Origin of the sequence: Aliiruegeria haliotis, from assembly GCF_003003255.1 — a bacterium.
GTDB lineage: Bacteria > Pseudomonadota > Alphaproteobacteria > Rhodobacterales > Rhodobacteraceae > Tropicimonas > Tropicimonas haliotis.
Genome location: NZ_PVTD01000005.1, coordinates 50,799 through 68,532 on the forward strand (window position 1 = coordinate 50,799; position 17,734 = coordinate 68,532).

At 60.3% G+C, this 17,734-nt stretch carries 11 protein-coding genes; 6 read left to right on the forward strand and 5 right to left on the reverse strand.

Translation table 11 applies throughout. The annotated features are described in order from the left end of the window. Window positions 1-25: 25 nt before the first annotated feature. From CLV78_RS13305 to CLV78_RS13325, 5 genes are all read left to right on the forward strand, one after another. On the forward strand, window positions 26-1,540 hold the full coding sequence (locus CLV78_RS13305; protein WP_106205323.1) for a glycosyltransferase: 1,515 nt from the start codon (window positions 26-28) through the stop codon (window positions 1,538-1,540). 105 nt (window positions 1,541-1,645) lie between these two features. Then, on the forward strand, window positions 1,646-3,193 hold the full coding sequence (locus CLV78_RS13310) for a glycosyltransferase (protein WP_106205324.1): 1,548 nt from the start codon (window positions 1,646-1,648) through the stop codon (window positions 3,191-3,193). A gap of 52 nt (window positions 3,194-3,245) precedes the next feature. Then, window positions 3,246-4,391 carry a UDP-galactopyranose mutase gene (gene glf / locus CLV78_RS13315; protein ID WP_281261146.1) on the forward strand — a complete coding sequence of 382 codons (1,146 nt, stop codon included), beginning with the start codon at window positions 3,246-3,248 and terminating at the stop codon, window positions 4,389-4,391. 78 nt (window positions 4,392-4,469) lie between these two features. After that, window positions 4,470-6,059, forward strand: coding sequence for a glycosyltransferase family 2 protein (locus CLV78_RS13320; RefSeq protein WP_158263520.1), 1,590 nt, complete (start codon window positions 4,470-4,472; stop codon window positions 6,057-6,059). A gap of 73 nt (window positions 6,060-6,132) precedes the next feature. After that, window positions 6,133-10,251: a glycosyltransferase family 2 protein gene (locus tag CLV78_RS13325; RefSeq protein ID WP_158263521.1), complete on the forward strand. Its 4,119-nt coding sequence runs from the start codon at window positions 6,133-6,135 to the stop codon at window positions 10,249-10,251. A gap of 68 nt (window positions 10,252-10,319) precedes the next feature. On the opposite strand, the gene CLV78_RS13330 is transcribed toward CLV78_RS13325, so the two are convergent. From CLV78_RS13330 to CLV78_RS13350, 5 genes are all read right to left on the reverse strand, one after another. Then, on the reverse strand, window positions 10,320-11,312 hold the full coding sequence (locus tag CLV78_RS13330) for a glycosyltransferase (RefSeq protein WP_106205328.1): 993 nt from the start codon (window positions 11,310-11,312) through the stop codon (window positions 10,320-10,322). Window positions 11,313-11,632: 320 nt separating this feature from the next. Then, window positions 11,633-12,718, reverse strand: a complete 1,086-nt coding sequence (locus tag CLV78_RS13335) for a polysaccharide biosynthesis/export family protein (RefSeq protein WP_106205329.1) — start codon at window positions 12,716-12,718, stop codon at window positions 11,633-11,635. A 194-nt stretch (window positions 12,719-12,912) separates the two neighbouring features. Next, window positions 12,913-14,808: a M10 family metallopeptidase gene (locus CLV78_RS13340; RefSeq protein ID WP_106205330.1), complete on the reverse strand. Its 1,896-nt coding sequence runs from the start codon at window positions 14,806-14,808 to the stop codon at window positions 12,913-12,915. Window positions 14,809-14,915: 107 nt separating this feature from the next. After that, window positions 14,916-15,635, reverse strand: coding sequence for a sugar transferase (locus tag CLV78_RS13345; protein ID WP_106205331.1), 720 nt, complete (start codon window positions 15,633-15,635; stop codon window positions 14,916-14,918). Between the two features lie 29 nt (window positions 15,636-15,664). Beyond that, entirely contained in the window at window positions 15,665-16,969 is a 1,305-nt protein-coding gene (locus CLV78_RS13350) for a UDP-glucose dehydrogenase family protein (RefSeq protein ID WP_106205332.1), read from the reverse strand. A gap of 459 nt (window positions 16,970-17,428) precedes the next feature. On the opposite strand from CLV78_RS13350, the gene CLV78_RS13355 reads away from it, so the two are divergent. Continuing rightward, complete coding sequence (locus CLV78_RS13355; RefSeq protein ID WP_106205333.1) at window positions 17,429-17,650, forward strand: hypothetical protein; 222 nt, start codon at window positions 17,429-17,431, stop codon at window positions 17,648-17,650. The last annotated feature ends 84 nt before the right edge of the window (window positions 17,651-17,734 follow it).

The following is a 17,734-nucleotide window of genomic DNA, read 5'->3' on the forward strand; positions in this document are numbered from 1 at the left end:
GGCTCCCCACCCGAACGCACATGTCATGAGAATCCTCTTCTACAACTGGGTCGACTACTTCGATCACCAGAAGCGCGGCGGCGGGGTGACCCAGTACCAGCGCAATGTGCTCGATCACCTTGATCAGTGTTCGGGTGTGAGCTGTTTTTTCCTGTCGAGTGGCACTTCCTACGATCTGGGCGGCAAGGCTCCGCGATGGGCGAAGGTCGTGCACGGGCCGAAAGACGGGCGCGACCGCCGGTTCGAGATTGTGAACTCGGAGTGCCAGGCGCCGTCTCACATGTCCTTTGGCGACCCCGCGCAGGTGGAGGGAGCAGCCACGGTCGAGGTTTTCGCGGATTTCATTGCGCGACACGGACCCTTCGACGTCATCCACTTCAACAATCTCGAAGGCATACCGGTGGACGTCCTCGCGCTGAAGGCCAGGTTGCCGCAAACCCGGTTCGTGTTCGCGCTGCACAACTACTATCCCTTCTGTCCGCAGGTGAACTTCTGGCACCAGGAGCGTCAGCATTGCTCGGACTTCGAGGGCGGTGCCCGCTGTGCAAAGTGCCTTCCGTTCAAGCTGAACCCACGAATGGGCCGATTGGCCAACGCGGTGAATTTCACCCTGCACAAGGGTGGGTTGGGTCCCGGCACCACGTTTCACACCCATGCCGCCGGGCCGGCCATGGGCTACGGGATCAAGGCGGTTCGCAAGTTCGCAGCTGCCCGTCGCGCCGCCGCGACACGACAGGGGGAGAAGTTTGCTCGTTCCGCCGCACCACAACCTGCGGTGGACCCCTTGGTCGCGGGCGCATTTCGGCAGCGCCGAAGTGAATTCGTCGCGGCGATCAATGCGCACTGTGACGACGTGCTCTGCGTTTCCGATCGCGTCCGACTGATCGCCGAGACACACGGGATCTCCCCGTCGCTCCTGCACACCAGCTATATCGGTAGTGACCACGCCGATCGCTTCGCCGAAACCAATCCGCGCGCCAGGATCCTGCACGAGGATGGCACGGCAAAGATGGCGTTTCTCGGCTACATGCGCCGGGACAAGGGGTTCTTCTTCCTGCTTGACGCGCTGGAGGCCATGCCCGCCCACCTTCTGGAACGGTTGCATGTGCTTTTTGCGGCCGCAGGTCGGGACGACGATATCGCGAGGAGGTTCGCGGCGCTTGAACGGAGACTTGCCTCACTCACTTGGGTCAACGGCTATTCCAGGGACAGCATGGACGAGATGTTGAGCGATGTGGATTTCGGGATTATCCCGGTTCTGTGGGAAGACAACTTGCCCCAGGTCGCCATCGAAATGCACGCTCGCCACATCCCGCTGCTGACCAGCGACAGGGGCGGCGCGCAAGAGCTTGGCCGCTTTCCAAACATGGTGTTCCGCTCCGAGGATGCTCAGAGCCTTCACGAAAGGATCGAGGCGATTCTTGGTGGTGAGATCGACCTCAACGCCTATTGGGCCGGGGCGATGCGCCCCGTGTCGATGGAGCAGCACGTGGCAGAGCTTCTGGCGATATACGGCCGAAAGACTCTCCCCGCGACTTGACCTCGTACCCGCGACCAAGCATGTCGCATTGCAGTGCAGCACCGAGCCCGTACACCAGTGAATAGCCTTGCGGACCAACGCGACAGCAGGAACGAGCGCTGATTGATGAAAATTCTCTATTACAACTGGGTCGACTACCTCGACGCTGAAAAGCGCGGCGGGGGCGTCACTGTCTACCAGAAGAACCTGATCACACATCTTGGTCAGAAGTCGGATGTGGATGTGTATTCTATATCCTCGGGCATTTCATACGACATGTTCTCCAACGCGCCCCGCTGGGAGCCGGTCCGGCACGGGTCAAAGGAGAATCGCGCCCGACGGTTCGAGATCATCAACTCGGCGGTGATGTCTCCCGGGCACCACGCATTCGGCCACCGGAGCCAATTGAACGATGAAGCGACGGTTCAGGTGTTCTTTGACTTCATCGAAACGCATGGTCCGTTCGATGTTGTGCATTTCAACAACCTCGAAGGGATACCGGCGGCCGCGATGACGCTCAAGGAGCGGTTTCCGGACACCAAGGTCATATTCAGCCTCCACAACTATTTCCCGGTCTGCCCGCAGGTGAACCTGTGGCAGAGAGAGCGGCGCAACTGCCTCGATTTTGAGGGAGGGCGGAAATGCACCGATTGCTTGCTGGAGATGCCCAAGGCCAACCAGATTCGGCAGGCCAACGCGCTCGCCTATGTTCTGAAGAAGAACGGGATTGCTCCGGGAACCGGACTGTTTCGGACCTTGTTCGGCCCGGCCTACAGGTTGGCCAACAAGGCGCTGCGCGTCTCCCGAAAATGGTCGAGCGGCAGCAGGGAGGTGCTCGACTTCGCGAATGCGGTCGGCCCCGATGCCGACGTCGGCGAGTTCGCCGGCAAGCCGCTGTACCAAAGGATCAGCCTGGCCGACTACTACAGCGCAAGGCGGGAGAAGATCGTCGCGATCATGAACGAGAACTGCGACCGGATCCTGTGCGTGTCCAACCGCGTAGGCGAGGTGGCGGCGAAGTTCGGACTCGACCCGGCGTTGCTGGAGACCAGCTACATCGGCACGCAACAGGCAGACCTTTTCGAGAAAACCGAGGCGAAACCTTCACTGGTGAAGGAGGACGGGACGGTCACACTGGGCTTCCTGGGCTACATGCGGCGCGACAAGGGGTTCTATTTCCTGATGCGGGCACTGAAATCGCTGCCCGAAGACCTCGCCAACCGCATCAATCTCGTTGTATGCGCCAAGACCGGTGAAGAGGACGCTATGGCGCGGTTGAACCAGGTGGGCAATCATCTGAATGATGTGCTTCATGCGGACGGCTATTCCCACAACCAACTCGACGCCTTGCTGGAGCGGGTAGACGTCGGCGTCGTGCCGGTCCAATGGGAAGACAACCTCCCGCAGGTCGCCATCGAGATGCACGCCCGTCACATACCGTTGCTGACAAGCGATCTGGGCGGGGCGCAGGAGCTGGGCAATACCCCGTCGATGGTCTTTGAGGCCAACAGTATCAAGAGTTTCGAGAGTCGGATTCGCGATATTCTCGATGGAAAGGTCGACCTTGAGGCGTATTGGGCCAATGCGATGCCGCCCGTGTCGATGCAGGATCACGAGGCGCAGCTGCTCGACCTGTATCGCAGGCTTGTATCCGGGGTCGCGGCTGCGGCATAGCAGGCTGAGCGCCCCGTGCGGGCGGGACTGAAGACAGGACAGGATGGATTCCATGAAACTTCTGATGGTCGGAGCCGGCCTTTCCGGCGCGGTGATCGGGCGCATGTTGGCGAAGGCTGGTCATACCGTGACCGTGGTCGACACACGCGACCATGTTGCCGGCAACTGCCATACGGAACGCGATGCCGAGACCGGCGTGAACCTCCATGTCTATGGTCCGCATATTTTTCACACCGATGACGAGGAAGTGTGGAACTACGTCAACGATTTCATGACGTTTCTGCCATTCAAGAACCGCGTAAAGACGACGAGCCAGGGCCAGGTGTTCTCGCTTCCGATCAATCTGCACACGATCAACCAGTACTACGGCAAGACGATGCGGCCCGAGGAAGCTCGCGCCTTCATCGAGCAGATTGCCGACAGGTCGATCGAGGATCCGCAGACCTTCGAGGAACAGGCCCTGCGTTTCGTGGGCCCCGACCTCTACGAGGCCTTTTTCAAGGGGTACACCATCAAGCAATGGGGTTGTTCGCCCACGGAGCTGCCGGCCTCCATCCTCAAGCGCCTTCCGGTGCGCTTCAACTACGATGACAACTACTTCTTCCACAAGTTCCAGGGCATGCCGGAGAATGGCTACACCGAAATGGTGGCGAAGATCCTCGATCACGAGAACATCACTGTCCACTTGAACACCAGCTTCAGCCGGGAGCAGGCGGCCGACTTTGACCATGTTTTCTATTCCGGACCGCTCGACGGCTATTTCGGCTACGATTTGGGTCGGCTGGGCTACCGCACGCTGGACTTCGAGAAATTCACCGCCGAAGGAGATTATCAGGGCACGGCCGTGATGAACTATGGCGATGTCGACGTGCCGTATACGCGCATCACCGAACACAAGCATTTCTCCCCCTGGGAAAGCCACGAGAACACGGTGTGTTACAAGGAATTCTCCCGCGCCTGTGAGCCGGAGGACATCCCGTATTACCCGATCCGTATGGTCGACGAGAAGAAGATGCTGGCCGACTATGTCGCCCTTGCCGAAAAGACTGAAAGCGTCACATTCGTCGGCCGTCTCGGCACCTATCGCTATCTCGATATGGATGTGACTATCCGCGAGGCGCTCGACACCGGACGCGCTTTCCTTGAGCATGCGGCAGCCGGCACAAGCATGCCAGCCTTTGTGAAATCGCCGCTCTAGAGCGGTCGGACGGGATTGGAAGAGCAGGTGCCGCCGCAAGGTGTTTCGACAGAAACAAACGGAGACCCGCGGATCTCGGTGATCCTTCCGGTCTACAATGTCGCCCCGTATGTCGGTGCCTGTATCGAAAGCCTGAAGGCGCAGACCTTCACCGATTTCGAAGTTATCATCGTTGACGATGGCTCCACAGACGGTAGCGATGCGGTTGCCTGGAGCGCAGTCGCCAACGACCTCCGGTTTCGTCTGCTGTCGCGACCGAACGGCGGTTTGTCAGCGGCCCGGAACCACGCGCTACCCCATGCACGCGGCACGTTCATCAGCTTCGTCGACAGCGACGACCGGCTGTCGCCGCACTACCTTGCAACGTTATACGATGCGTTGGTGAGCACCGGGGCGGACTGGTGCGCCTGCGCGGTTCGGTTTTGCGATGCCGATGGCACACATGTGGACCACTCGGCGATCCACGGCGTGCCGTTTCCGGCCGCTGAGGGGGCTGGACCGGTTGTGTACCAGTTTGACGATTGGCGGGATGTCATCCGGCATTTCCCGTCGGCCTGGAACAAGCTCTACCGGCGTGAGTTTATCGGCGATATCCGCTATATCGAGGGCACCTACTACGAGGACCACCCATTCTTCAACGCCTTGGCCACGCAGACCGATCGCATGGCCTATGTCCCACAGCCGCTTTACTGGCAAACCCAGGGCCGGCCTGGGCAGATCACCCGTGTCGGCTCCACTCGGGTTTTTGAACAGTTCCGCATCCTCGACGAGATGAAGGCTATCATGGAGGCAACATCGCGGCCGGGTAAGGCGGAAGCCTTTGAGCAAATCACCACCCGCCTGCTGTTCGAACGCAGCACGGCCGTGGGAGATACGGACTTGCGGACGGATCTGGCGCTGCGTGGGCAACGATACCTTGCCGAGAACGGGATTGCCTATCGGCCGGAGTGGGATCCCTTCATCGGTCGCGCCTGGGGGCACATGGTGAATGGACACCTGCCGCTGTCGGTGGTTCTGCCGGTGGAGGAGGTCGATGACGCCCTGGCCGCGACGCTGTCATGCCTGAAACTTCAGTGGGGCTCAGATTTCGAGACCGTCCTGGTTCGAACCCGCTCTAGCGAAGCGTCCAGGGTTAAGCTACTTGAGATTGCGGCCAAGCTGCCAAGGTGCACTGTCCTCGCGGCCGGGCTGGAGTCGCGCGAAGGCGCAATCGCACACGGGATCAACTGCGCGCGCGGCGCCTACGTCATGTTGCTGAATCCGGGTGATGTCGTGCCGCACTATTCCCTCGGCAACCGCTCCGAGCGGGTGGTGCGCGCTGGTGCGGGGATTGGCCTGCCCATAGCGGCGGCGGGGCTTCCCGATCAGCACGGCCCGCGAAACCCGTACGACCCGCTGGGAAAGCTGGAGAGCCCTGACGAGCGTATTCGCCATCTTTGTTCCGGGGAGGTGTCGACAGAATGGCCTCTTGCAGACACGCTGTTCCAAAAACAGCTGTTCGACCCGCGTGCCCTTGCCACCTTGCCGGCACTGCTTACAGCAACGAGACTCTGGGAAGCAGTCGGTGACTCGTCCCATGTGATCGTGGGATTCGATAGCGCCGATGTCAGTATGGAGTCTGCCGCAAAACCTTCGGTTTTTTTGCCGCAGGAGCCGAAGCCATGGTGATCGGTACAGCCAGATTGCGAAGCCAGACCCTTTGTGGTCAACAGGACCCAAGATTGCCGACGAGGAATTTATCATGCTGTTGAGCTGTCAGATTGCCGGAGAAACGACTTGGGAATGCCTTCTGCGGAAGGATCGGTTCGATCATGCGAATGTCTCTTTCTTCGATGCCGAGGGGGAGGATATCCTCTTCCATCTCTCCTTTCGGTTTCCGGTCGGGGCGATGGTTTTCAACTCGCGGTTCGACGGCACCTGGGGTGGCGAGGTCGTCAAGAAATGCCCGGTCGTAGCCGACGAGACCCCGCTCCGCATTTCCTTCACAAGCTCCCATATCAGGGTCGAGGTCGCCGGTCGGGAGATTCTCCGTCATCGCCGACGCTCCGGTGCCGCCCCGATCCACTGGTTTGACCTCCATGGCGGGTTTTCCGATCTGCGAATCGATGGGGCTGATGGGGGCCCTGCCACTGTCATGGGAGAGCTCGCCTTCACAGAGCCTTTTGCCCTTGAAGGGTGGGCAATCGACGTCGGTGCAGAGAAACAGGACATTCGGATCAAGTGTTCCGGTGGGGTTGGCGACTTGCCGCTGGCACGGCTGACGCGTCCGGGACTTGCCGAGGCCGCGGCCTGTTCGCAGATCAAGCTCGGCGTGAGTGCAATCCTCCCGGGCCGGTTCTGGCACAATGTACCCGAGGGCGAGGACCTTACCCTCCAGCTCGTGTGCAATGGCAAGCCCTGCGCAGCGCCGCTCCGGATCAGCCGACGGGAAATCGTCGAGATCGTTGAAGCCGCACTCGACGTGGGTTCCGACAAGAAGAAGATCGTCGATATCGGGAAGGCCGCCGCCAGTTCGAAGCCGGACAAGAGCAAGGATGCCTTTCTTCTGGTTTCGGCGGTCGAACACGCAGCCTTCGCCGATATCATTGACGACTTGAGCGCGGGCGCCCGGAAGAACCTCCTAGACACGGTCACAGCATACAAGCTGCAGGATCTACTTCCGTCCAGCCGCCTGATTGGTGATGTCGAAACAGAAGAGTTCGCCGAGATTGACAGGGAAACGGCCTTCACCGCGCCCGTGAATGCCGTCCAGAAGGATCTCGCCCGCTTTTTGGCGAAGCAGGAGACCCCGGACCCGGCGGCCTTTCTTGCGTCCGAAGGCGATCGATTGATCGAGACGATGGAGCCGGAGCAGGCCCGGCTACTGGCGCTACGCCTGACGGAAGTGTTCTGCACTCACGGCGCGATTGACGCGCTGAATGGGTTTGCGATGGCCGCGCGGCTTGGTCGCGCAGATCCGAAGCCGCCATCCTGGCAACGATCGCTGAGGCTGCCTCTCGATGTGCACAATGGGGAACGCGAGCCGGTCGTGGGCTTCTTTCAGTGGCTGGCAGAACGACCGAAGGCCTGGATATCCACGGCGAACCTCGGCTGGAGCATGCGCCAGATCGTGGAGAACTGCCCACCATTTCTTACCGACACCGACCGCGAAACTGCGGCGCGTGCATTCGTGGACTACGTCGGAACGCAAGCAGACGATTATTGGGGAACAAGCCCGTGCCGCCATCTGGTCGACACGATGGTATCCCTGCTTGAGAACCGGCACCTGTTCTCTTCCCATTTCAATGACTGGTTGGTTTATCGTGCCATTCGAATCTACTGGATGTCTCCCGGTTTCTGGACAGCATTGCAGGCCCGCCCCACGGCGGAAGCCGTGTTGGCCGAGCCGGCATTGGGGCGGGCCTATGCAGCTTGGGAACGGCTCGAAAGCGCGGTTCTGGAGCCCGATCAACCGGTCCAACGGGGTGCACCGCTACCGCCATATTCCGAGGCAACGTCCCAGGCTGTTCGAGAACTGGCGCTTGCGGGACGGCAGGTCCAAAACCTTGCCGCGATAGATCCCTTTCTCGAGCGGGATCTTGCACTTCGTCGTCTGGCCATGCCCAATGGCCGACATCTGGATGGGGCGACGCCCGATTTCATCGCGCAGTCCGTCCGTGAGTTCTCCAAGGAAGTGCCGGCGAATGAGTACGTTGCGCTTCAGGAACGTGCGAGCCGGCATGCCGTGGAGTGGATCGCCGACCTGGGCACGGATCCCGAAGCCAGCGAGGCGCAGTTGCAGGGTATCGCGCCGCTTCTGCGCGTGATCAGTGGGCGCCGTGCGGGTTTCGTCGGCATCGCGACCGCTATTTCAATGGTCAGCGCCGCCCTGCGGGAAGGCGCGGATCGGGAAGCAGAAGCCGCGGCACGCCTTGTTCGGGCGCTTCTCACGTCCGTTGCGGCCTGGGACCAGAAGGATATTCAGGTTTCGCCAGCGGTCCGTATGTCGGCATTCGGTTTGCGGCAGACAGCGCTGGTCACGGGGAATCCACAGGCCCATGTTCTGTTGGACCACTTCACCGACGCACTTGCCAACGTTCCCGAACCCGCCAGTTCCGAGATGGAACGGATGATTCCGCGCGGTGGCATGGCAGCCTTTTTCGACACGCTTGTGGTGATCTTCTCTTGCCGTCCGTTGTTGGAGACGCGGGTCAAGGCGCAGCGGGAAACCTGGATCAGGGACCTGCAGGACCGGGGTATTCCGTATGTGATTGTCGTTGGCGATGGGGATGATCGGCTGGAGGGAGACGTGCTCCACCTGAACACGCCCGATGGCTACGAAGGATTGCCGCGGAAGGTTCTTGACGCTGTTCGCTGGGTACAGGCAAACACCGCGTTCAGCCATATGTTGAAAATCGACGACGATTGCTTCCTGAGTGTCGACCGGTATTTCCACAGCCAGAGCTATCGAAAGTTTGCATACTACGGCCGCAAGCTCACCCGGGATGTCGGTCAGACCGATCGTACCTGGCATCTGTCGCGGGCGAAGGGTGGTCTGCATGAGCTCGACATCGACCGGTCTCCAGAACCCTCGGACTATGCCGAGGGCGGTACAGGATACGCTCTCAACCGAACCATCATGGAGATCCTGATCCGGACAGCGGACACCCCGAAAGGCGCACAGCTGACGCTGAGTTCCATCATGGAAGACAAGCAGACTGGTGATCTTCTGGGAATGTGCGGAATCCTTCCCGACAGCGAGGATTTCGATGCCTGCGTGATGCGCCGGTCGCACTCGAAGGCCCATCCCGTCAGCCGTTGGGTCAATACTTTCCTGCCCTCGGCGTCGAGCCCGGCAAAGGTAGCCCATCTCGATTCTGCTGACCTGCAGCCGCTCGCGGCAAGAACCCACGCCAGCGACGGTCTGTATCCGAAGAAGGTCTGGCCATCGTTCAAAGCGCCCATAATGGGCCACAATTCCAACATCGTGGAACTGGTCTGTTCCGAGGAGCAGTTCACCCGGGTCAATACCGAGGACCTCGTGGTCGTCTGCTGCGCACGCAACGAAAAGGTCATGCTGCCGCATTTTCTGGATCACTACCGGCGAATGGGCGTCAACGGGTTCCTCATGATCGACAATTTCTCCGATGATGGATCTCTGGAGTACCTCCTGGAGCAACCGGATGTGGCGACGTTCTCGGCTGAAACCGACTACTCGGAGTCGCAATATGGTGTTGCCTGGCAGCAGGCGGTCCTTTCAGCATTTCGGCAAAACCGTTGGTCGCTGGTTGCGGATGCCGACGAACTGCTCGTTCTGCGAAGCGACGAACCCTCGCTGCCCGACGTGGTCAAAGGTGACGACCTGCAAGGCTTTGATGCTGCGCGAGTATTCATGCTGGATCTATATCCGGGCGGCGATCTGTCTGATGCGCGCCTCGGCGATGACGGGCCGTTCGACGTTGCGGGGTTTGTGGATCGCGAGCCGTTCCTGTCAAACTCTTCGTCAGGGGGGCCGTTCTCCAATGCCGAGACCTACACCAGCAGCCTTCGCCATCGACTCCTGCCCGGGTCGCGGCCGGAACTCTTCGTGGCCCAAAAGATTGCGCTGTTGAAGTACAAGCCCTGGATGCGGCTCTCAGCCGGGCTTCACTATGTCGCCAACGCGCAAGTTGCGCCGCGTGACATGATTTTCGCCCATTTCAAGTATCACGCGGACTTCCATCGCAAGGTACGGGAAGAGACGGAGCGTGGCGAACACTTCAACAATGCAGAGGAGTATCGTCGATACAAGGCGTTGCTCTCCGAAGGTCGGGACAGCCTTTTCGATCCGGAGGTGTCTGTGCCTTGGAGGGACTGCGATTGGGTCAAGGCGCGGCTGTAGTCGCGCCACTTGGCCGGCGGCGGATCCCGGAGGCTGGGAGCCGCTCGGTCACATCCAGAAAAAGGGCGTTATTCGGCAGGTTGACCGAAGGCAGGGCTGGAAGCACGGTCCTGGGCCAACATCGTAACCTCGGCATGGGGGCGGCTACGTTTACCGATGATGCCGTCACGAACACCGTGCCAGAGCATCTTGTAGTACGCGCGGCGGGCGTCCCCGTAGTGACGCCCGGCCGATAGCCACTTGGTCAGGATCAGCAACAAGACCGGCCAGAACAGCATGCCCGCTGCAAAACGATACACCAGCAACCCGTTCCGCGCCGTGTAGTAGGCTTTCCAGATCGGGTTGTAGATACTGGCCTTGCCGTCGTTCGGTGTGTTGAATTCATGCTCGAACTCGAGTTCGGGCACGAAGCCGATCTTCAGGCCGGCTTTCCGCAGACCGAGTGTATAGAGAACGTCGTCGCCGTAGATGAACAGGCTGCCGTCGGGATATCCCACCTGGCGGATCGTGTTTCGCGGGATGAAAAGACCCACGAAGGACGTTGCATCGATCTCGCAAGGATCGGAGGAATAGGCACTGTCACCAATGTGAAACCCACCGCGGGACCTTCCGACAAGTGTTCCGCCCATGGTGCGGAAGAAGGTGGGCAAGTGCCAGAAGGGATTGATCGTCGGGCGGTTCATCTCGCAGATCCGGCCGTCTTTCAGGTAGACGGCGGCCGAGACCGCTCCCCATCCATTCATTTCCCCTTTTCGAAATCTCTCGAAGCAGCCGGGCTTGGGGCGAGCGTCGTCGTCCATGATGACGATCCAGTCGGGGTCGTCTTCCTCCACGGCCTTCCGCAAGCCAAGTTCGAAACCGCCGGCACCGCCGAGGTTGCCGGGCGCAAAGATGACCCGTACCCGGGAATCGTCCAGTGTCGAAAGCCAATCCTTTGTGCCGTCGGTGGACCCGTTGTCGATCACGAATACCCGATCACACGGCTCATTCAGTAGGCGATGCAATGTACGTTTTATTTGCTCGAGGCGATTGTACGTGACCACGACGGCGGCCAATGTCATCGGCGAATTCGGTTCGCGCTCGTTTTCGACGCCCCTGATTGGAGCGAAAGGGCTATTTGCGGCACCCACACGACCGGACGCCTCATCGGCGCTTGGGAAATTGTGGACCACGCGTCCCCCGCCTACTGTCCAATTCAAGAAAACAACACCCAACCTAGTATTCCCGGTTTCGGCCCTCCGCAGAAAATGCCATGCGATGAGGCGGTTCCGAGATATTCCCGTTCCCGCGAGTCGTCGCAGGAACGGCGCTGTTTGTCAAAAGACGATATCAGGAATGTCGGCAATAAACCGCCTGATTCCCATTTGCCGCCCGGGGTTTATCACCGCAGTTGGTTGTTGTAGCCGATCAGGGTGCCAAGAATTCCGAACACAGTGGAGGCGGCATTCACCGGCGATTCCGTTACAAGAACGGTGTCTCCAGAGTAGATCGGGAATTTCCCGGCGCTGAACAGCCCATCTGCGGTGGTCATGTCGATTGCAAAAACCGTGCGGGCGTTCCGCGGGCCGGTGCTGTCGCTGCGGACAGCCGATGACGGGTATTGTCGCAAAATGAGCACACCTTGCGGATTTGCTCGACGATCGTCGATGCCGGCCATGAGCGACAGGGCGTCCAGAGCGGAGATTTTGTCCTCGGAGAAGTAGACTGCCTCCTCCGTTCCAGTTGCCCCGAGCGCACGGAAAAACCGGTCATCGTCCACCAGCGCAACCTTATCGCCGCCCTTCAGAATCGTGTCGGCATTTCCGTTTTCATAGAGCCGCTCAAGCGAGGTTCCATAGGTCTTTCCGGCGCGAATCAGGCGTACCTGGGGATTGCGCAATTGATCGGGCCCGCCGCCTTGGCTGATCAGGTTGAGCACCGTGAAGTGGCCTTCGGGCAGGGGCACGGTACCAGGGCTTCGAACGCCTCCAACAAGGCTCACCGAGCCTCTCGTGCCGGGCGAAACCGACAGTTGGACCTGCGCTGATGGAACGATCGCCGTCATTTCCTGTTCAATCACGCGCCGTGCGGCGTCCGGCGTCCTGTTGGCCACGTCGACATATCCGATGTAGGGCACGAAAACCTGCCCCCTCTCTGTCACGCGGAGGTTGGTGACCTCGGTAAGTTTCGAGGTCGGCGAGGTCAGCAGCGAGTTTTCCTCGCTGTCCCAGATCGTCAGGTCGATCCGGTCGAACGGCTGAATGCGAATGTCGCCGCTCGCTGCGGTGTGGTTGATCCAGCTGAATCGGCGGACGTTGTCCGTCGCGGGCCAGGTTGCGAGCGCAGGGACTGTGTCCCGGGTCACCGAGTAGAGAGAGAGGTTCGGAAACTCCGAGTTTACCTCTGCAAGTACCTCTCGTTCGATCGGCGCGCCACGAGGAAGGGCGCAGGCCCCCAACAGTATGAAGACCATCAACGGCCGAAGCATGCTCAGCACAGTATCCCCCAGGTTTTTGTTTGGCGGCGCCAGATTGGCAGCGGCTCCGCCTGCGAAGAGATACCGTCAGCGGCTCGGGACGGTCAACCACTTGGAGCCCGAGTCAGTGCGACGCAGGGCCGGAAGTGATCCGGGCGGTTCGTCCTCGGCGGGGGTGTCCGGACCACTTGCGAAGGCCAGAGAACTCAAAGAATGACGTCGCCACGGTCGAACTCCGCGAGCGAGAAGTCGGCGATGATCAGCGTATCACCGCTCTTGAAGTCGATGGTCAGGGCGCGGCTCCCGGATACAAGCCCCTTCAGCGTCCCGAAATTGGGAAGGCTGAAGCCGGTCAGATCCAACTGGTCCAAACCGTCCTGCCAATCCGTGATCCTGTCCCGTCCACCGTTGCGGGTGAACTCGAAAATGTCGGTCCCGCGGCCACCCGTCAGCGAATCGTTCCCCGGGCCGCCATGCAGGCGGTCGGTACCATCGCCTGCCAGCAAGATATCGGCCTGTTTCCCGCCGATCAGGGTGTCGTTTCCGTCGCCGCCGTCCAGTGAATCCCGGCCATCGCCCCCGATGAGAGTGTCTGCGCCGTCGCCACCAAGCAGCGTGTCATTCCCCTGCTCGCCCTTAAGGGTATCATTGCCGGCGCCGCCCAGAAGTGTGTCATACCCGCCACCGCCGAGGAGTTCGTCGGCCAGGGCGTTTCCTCGCAGGGTGTCGCCACCAGCGCCGCCAAGGAGCGTGTCCCGGCCATCCTCGCCTTTCAGGGTGTCGTTGCCATCCCGCCCCATGAGCGTATCGTTCCCACCACCTCCGCTCAGCGTGTCCTGGCCTTTGCCGCCATCGAGGTGGTCGTTTCCGGCTCCGCCAAGCACGGTGTCCCGACCGTCGCCGCCGATCAGTTCATCGGCGCCGTCACCACCGAGCAACCTGTCGTTTCCGGCCAGACCTTCCAGCACATCGCGCCCCGCCCGTCCCTCCAGGCGATTGCTTGCGGAGTTGCCGGTCAGGGTGTCGTTTCCGGACCCGGAGATCGCGCTTTCGATCACCGTGCCAGGCATGATGACCATGTTGCCGTCCTTGTACCCGACGTCGGACACCTTGCCGGGGCGCAGGTCGATCCTTTGGTTTTGCGATGTCTTCGAGAAGTTGAGCGTATCGATCCCGCCGGAATCGACGATCGTATAGGCCATGTTTGCCCAAACGTCTTCAAGGTTGCCGTAGTAATCTCTCAGGTTCGTGTTCACGCCATAGGTGGAATCGCCCTTCCGCAAATCGTCCGGTTTCCCGTACAGGCTCCAGACGCCAAGAATATCCGCGACCATCGGCGTGAAATTATACGCCTTCGTGGCAGAGATGGCCGTGTTTTCGGTCTGGGAGAAATAGGACATGACCGAGGTTGCCCAGCTGTCATTCGCATAGACGGCGTCGGTTGCGAAATTGTCGCCTCCACCCGACGTCTTGCCATAGTCCAGGGGGTGTCCGAGGCCCAGCGAATGCCCAACCTCGTGAATGAAGGTCCGGTTGGCGTAGCTGTTGGTCGTGTACTCGGACCCGGCGATCCTCTCCAGTGATATGTTTATGCTGGCCTTCTGGATTTCCCCGTTGCTCCAGGCCGACGTGCGGGTCGTAGCGCCACTTCGCGTGTCGTCGAAAGCGATCTGCACCCTTTTGCCCGACGGTGGCGAAGCTGTTGAAAAATCTATACCTGTGGTGGCGGTCCAGGCAGAGAGGGCGCGTTTGGCGAACCACTTCCCCTCGGTTGTCAGGCTGGAGTAATCGACGTAGAGCGGATTTCCCTTGCCCGAGTCCACGTCCAGATTGTGGGTCCAGGGTGAGCCCCTGTGGCCGTTCCAGGTGCCATGGGTCAACCGAGCCGCAATCTGTGAATTGCTGAGGGAGGGCAGATCCAGGGCCGCCGCGGACGCAGAATCGATGTCGCCATTTGCCGACTGATCGGTCGTGAGCAGCCTTGCGGTCGCTTCACCCGCGCGCCGGCCGCGGTCTTCTGCGGCATGGAGCCAATCTCCGCCAAACGGATTGAATTTGCCGCAAATCTCACACACTGCTTCTTCCTCTTCCGTCCGGTGCATTCGAGTGCGTCCGGCGCGATTCTTGGTCCAAACCGTCTCCTACGGGGGCGGCTCTGTAAATACCTTGAAGCGGTTAAGGGATTGTTGGCAGGCGGGCGTGACGGCTTTCAGACACGCTTTGCTTTTGCCTTAAGGCGTTTGAGTCGCTTGCCAGGCAGGGGAAGCAGTTTCCCTGCCGTCAGGTAGATCAGGTAGATGTCCAGCCCGAGACTCCAATTGTCCCGATACATCAGGTCCAGCCGCGCCTTTCGGGGTACACACCGGCGCATGTAGATCCGCTCTGTCTGTCGGGCGGTTTTCGTGTCCCGCAACAGCCATTCCTCATGGGCGTGAAAGATCACGGTGGCCAGCCCGGTGATGCCAGTCCGACACTGCAGCACTTCGGAATAGGTTTCGGGAAACTTGCGGACATACCGGGGTGCTGGCGGTCGCGGTCCTACAAAGGACATGTCGCCGCGCAGCACGTTGAAGAGTTGCGGGAGCTCGTCCAGCCGGGACTTCCGCAGGAAGCGGCCGAGTTTGGTTATGCGGTGGCGCTTGTCGCCGCCGGAGACGCCGATTTCGGGGCCCGACCGGTCGATGTCCATGGTGCGGAACTTGAAGAGCTGGAACGATCCCGCTGGGCTGTTCACACGGGGTGATGAGTAGATGACGGGGCGCCCGTCACGAACGAGCACTACGACGGAGATAATCGCCATGAGCGGAATCCCGGGGATCAGGAGCAACACGGCAAAGCTGATGTCAAAAAGCCTCTTGAGCGGCGGCACCCGGCTGTAGCGAGACTCCGGTTCGTCGTTCGGCGCGGCTCCGATCTCAGGGATATCCATACTAACTTCCCGTCCGTTTCCGTCAGCCGTTATCGGCCGACGGCAACGTATTCTTCGAACCCGGCGCTCCTGACGTCCTCCCGGGAGTAGATATTGCGCAGGTCGGCCATTCGGGCCGACCGCATACCGGCTGCCATGCGGGACAGATCAAGCGCTCGGAACTCGTTCCACTCCGTCAGGATAACCACGGCATCGGCATCCTCGGAAGCAGTATAGGGATCTTCGGCCCATTCGACACCCGGCAACAGAGTCTCACCTTCGCGGCGTCCCTGGGGATCCACGACACGCACATTTGCGCCGGCGCCGATCATGGCAGGAACGATGGTGAGGGACGGGGCGTCGCGCATGTCGTCCGTGTTGGGTTTAAAGGTGACACCCAGTACCGCGATCGTCTTGCCATTGAAACCGCCGCCGCACATGTCGGCAATCTTGGTAATCATGCGGCGCTTCACTTCGTCGTTCACCTTGATAACGGCTTCGGTGAGTTGAAGCGGAGAAGAGTGATCCTGTCCGATCCGCGCCAGCGCGCTGGTGTCCTTCGGGAAGCAGGAGCCACCATAGCCGGGGCCTGCATGCAGGAACTTGTTCCCGATCCGATTGTCCAAACCCATCCCCTTCGACACTGATTTGATATCGGCGCCCACGCGTTCGCAAAGTGCGGCGATCTCGTTGATGAAGGTGATCTTGGTGGCCAGGAAGGCGTTCGCGGCGTACTTGATCATCTCGGCCGACTCGAGGTCGGTGTAGACGATCGGAAAATCCCTCAGGAAGAGCGGGCGATAGATATCGCCCATGACGTCCCGGGCCCGGTCAGAGCTGACGCCGACAACGACACGATCCGGCCGCATGAAGTCGTCGATCGCCGCACCCTCGCGCAGAAATTCCGGGTTGGAGGCCACGTCGAATTCCAGCTCGGGTTTCGCCTCGCGAACGATCCGTTCCACTTCGCGATTGGTGCCAACGGGAACGGTCGACTTGGTGACGATTACGGTGCCATTTGCAACGCAACCAGCGATTTCTTCTGCGGCGGCATAAACGAACGACAGATCGGCATGACCGTCTCCGCGACGGGTCGGTGTTCCGACGGCGATAAAAACCGCTTCGGCGCCATCGACAGCTTCGGCGAGGTTTTCTGTGAAGGTCAGGCGCCCGGCGGCAACGTTCTTCTCCATCAGGGAATCCAGGCCGGGTTCGTAGATCGGCACCTCGCCGCGTTCCAGCATCTCGATCTTGGCGGGATTCTTGTCCACGCAAACAACTTCATGGCCAAAATCCGAAAAACAGACGCCGGACACCAATCCGACGTACCCGGTTCCAATCATCGCGATCTTCATGTTCGCGTCCCCGTTACCAAAAAAATGTCCCCAACGCGCATGATCTATCCAGCGCGTGCTGTCAACGCGACGAGGGGTACAGAATGCAGTCGGTACCGGATTCCATCGAAAGAAGATGCCGGGGTGGCGGGGAATCGCGCACGACCTTGATTCGGGGTCATTTTGTCGGCGGTTTTGTGAGCGTTACCAGCCTCCCGAAACTCGGCATCACGGTCTTGCATTTTTGCAACGACCCAGTTTGGAAGCCTAAAACGGGTTCTGGCGCTGGGAAACACTGTGTTCGGAGGCCATTTTCTGCCGTTTTGAGTGTGGGTGCCCGCTGACGGAGGGACCGGACAGCGTTAGCGCCCCACAAAATTGCTGCAGCTGAAACTGGACACTTGCCTTTGTGTGCGATTGTGCGATGTTACCTGAGAACACCGAGCATGACGCTCGGTCTGCGCTACAGGAGTCATTGATATGCAGAAGTTTCTGATCTCGTCCGCGATGATCGTGGCCATGGCCGCCCCGTCCTTCGCCGGTGGCCTGGACGCCGTCGTCGAAGAGCCGGCGATCATCATCGAAGAAGAAGTGGGTAGCCTGGGTGGCTACGGTGCCGCTGCGACCCTTCTGGGTGGCGCTGCTCTGATCGCCCTGCTCGCCAACGACGACGACGACGACGACGACGACGACGGCCACTAAGCCTCGCCGCGTCGATATAGTCGACATCGGAAGAATTTGAGAGCGGCCCCCTTGCGGGGCCGTTTTCGCTTTTTGGGGGGAGAG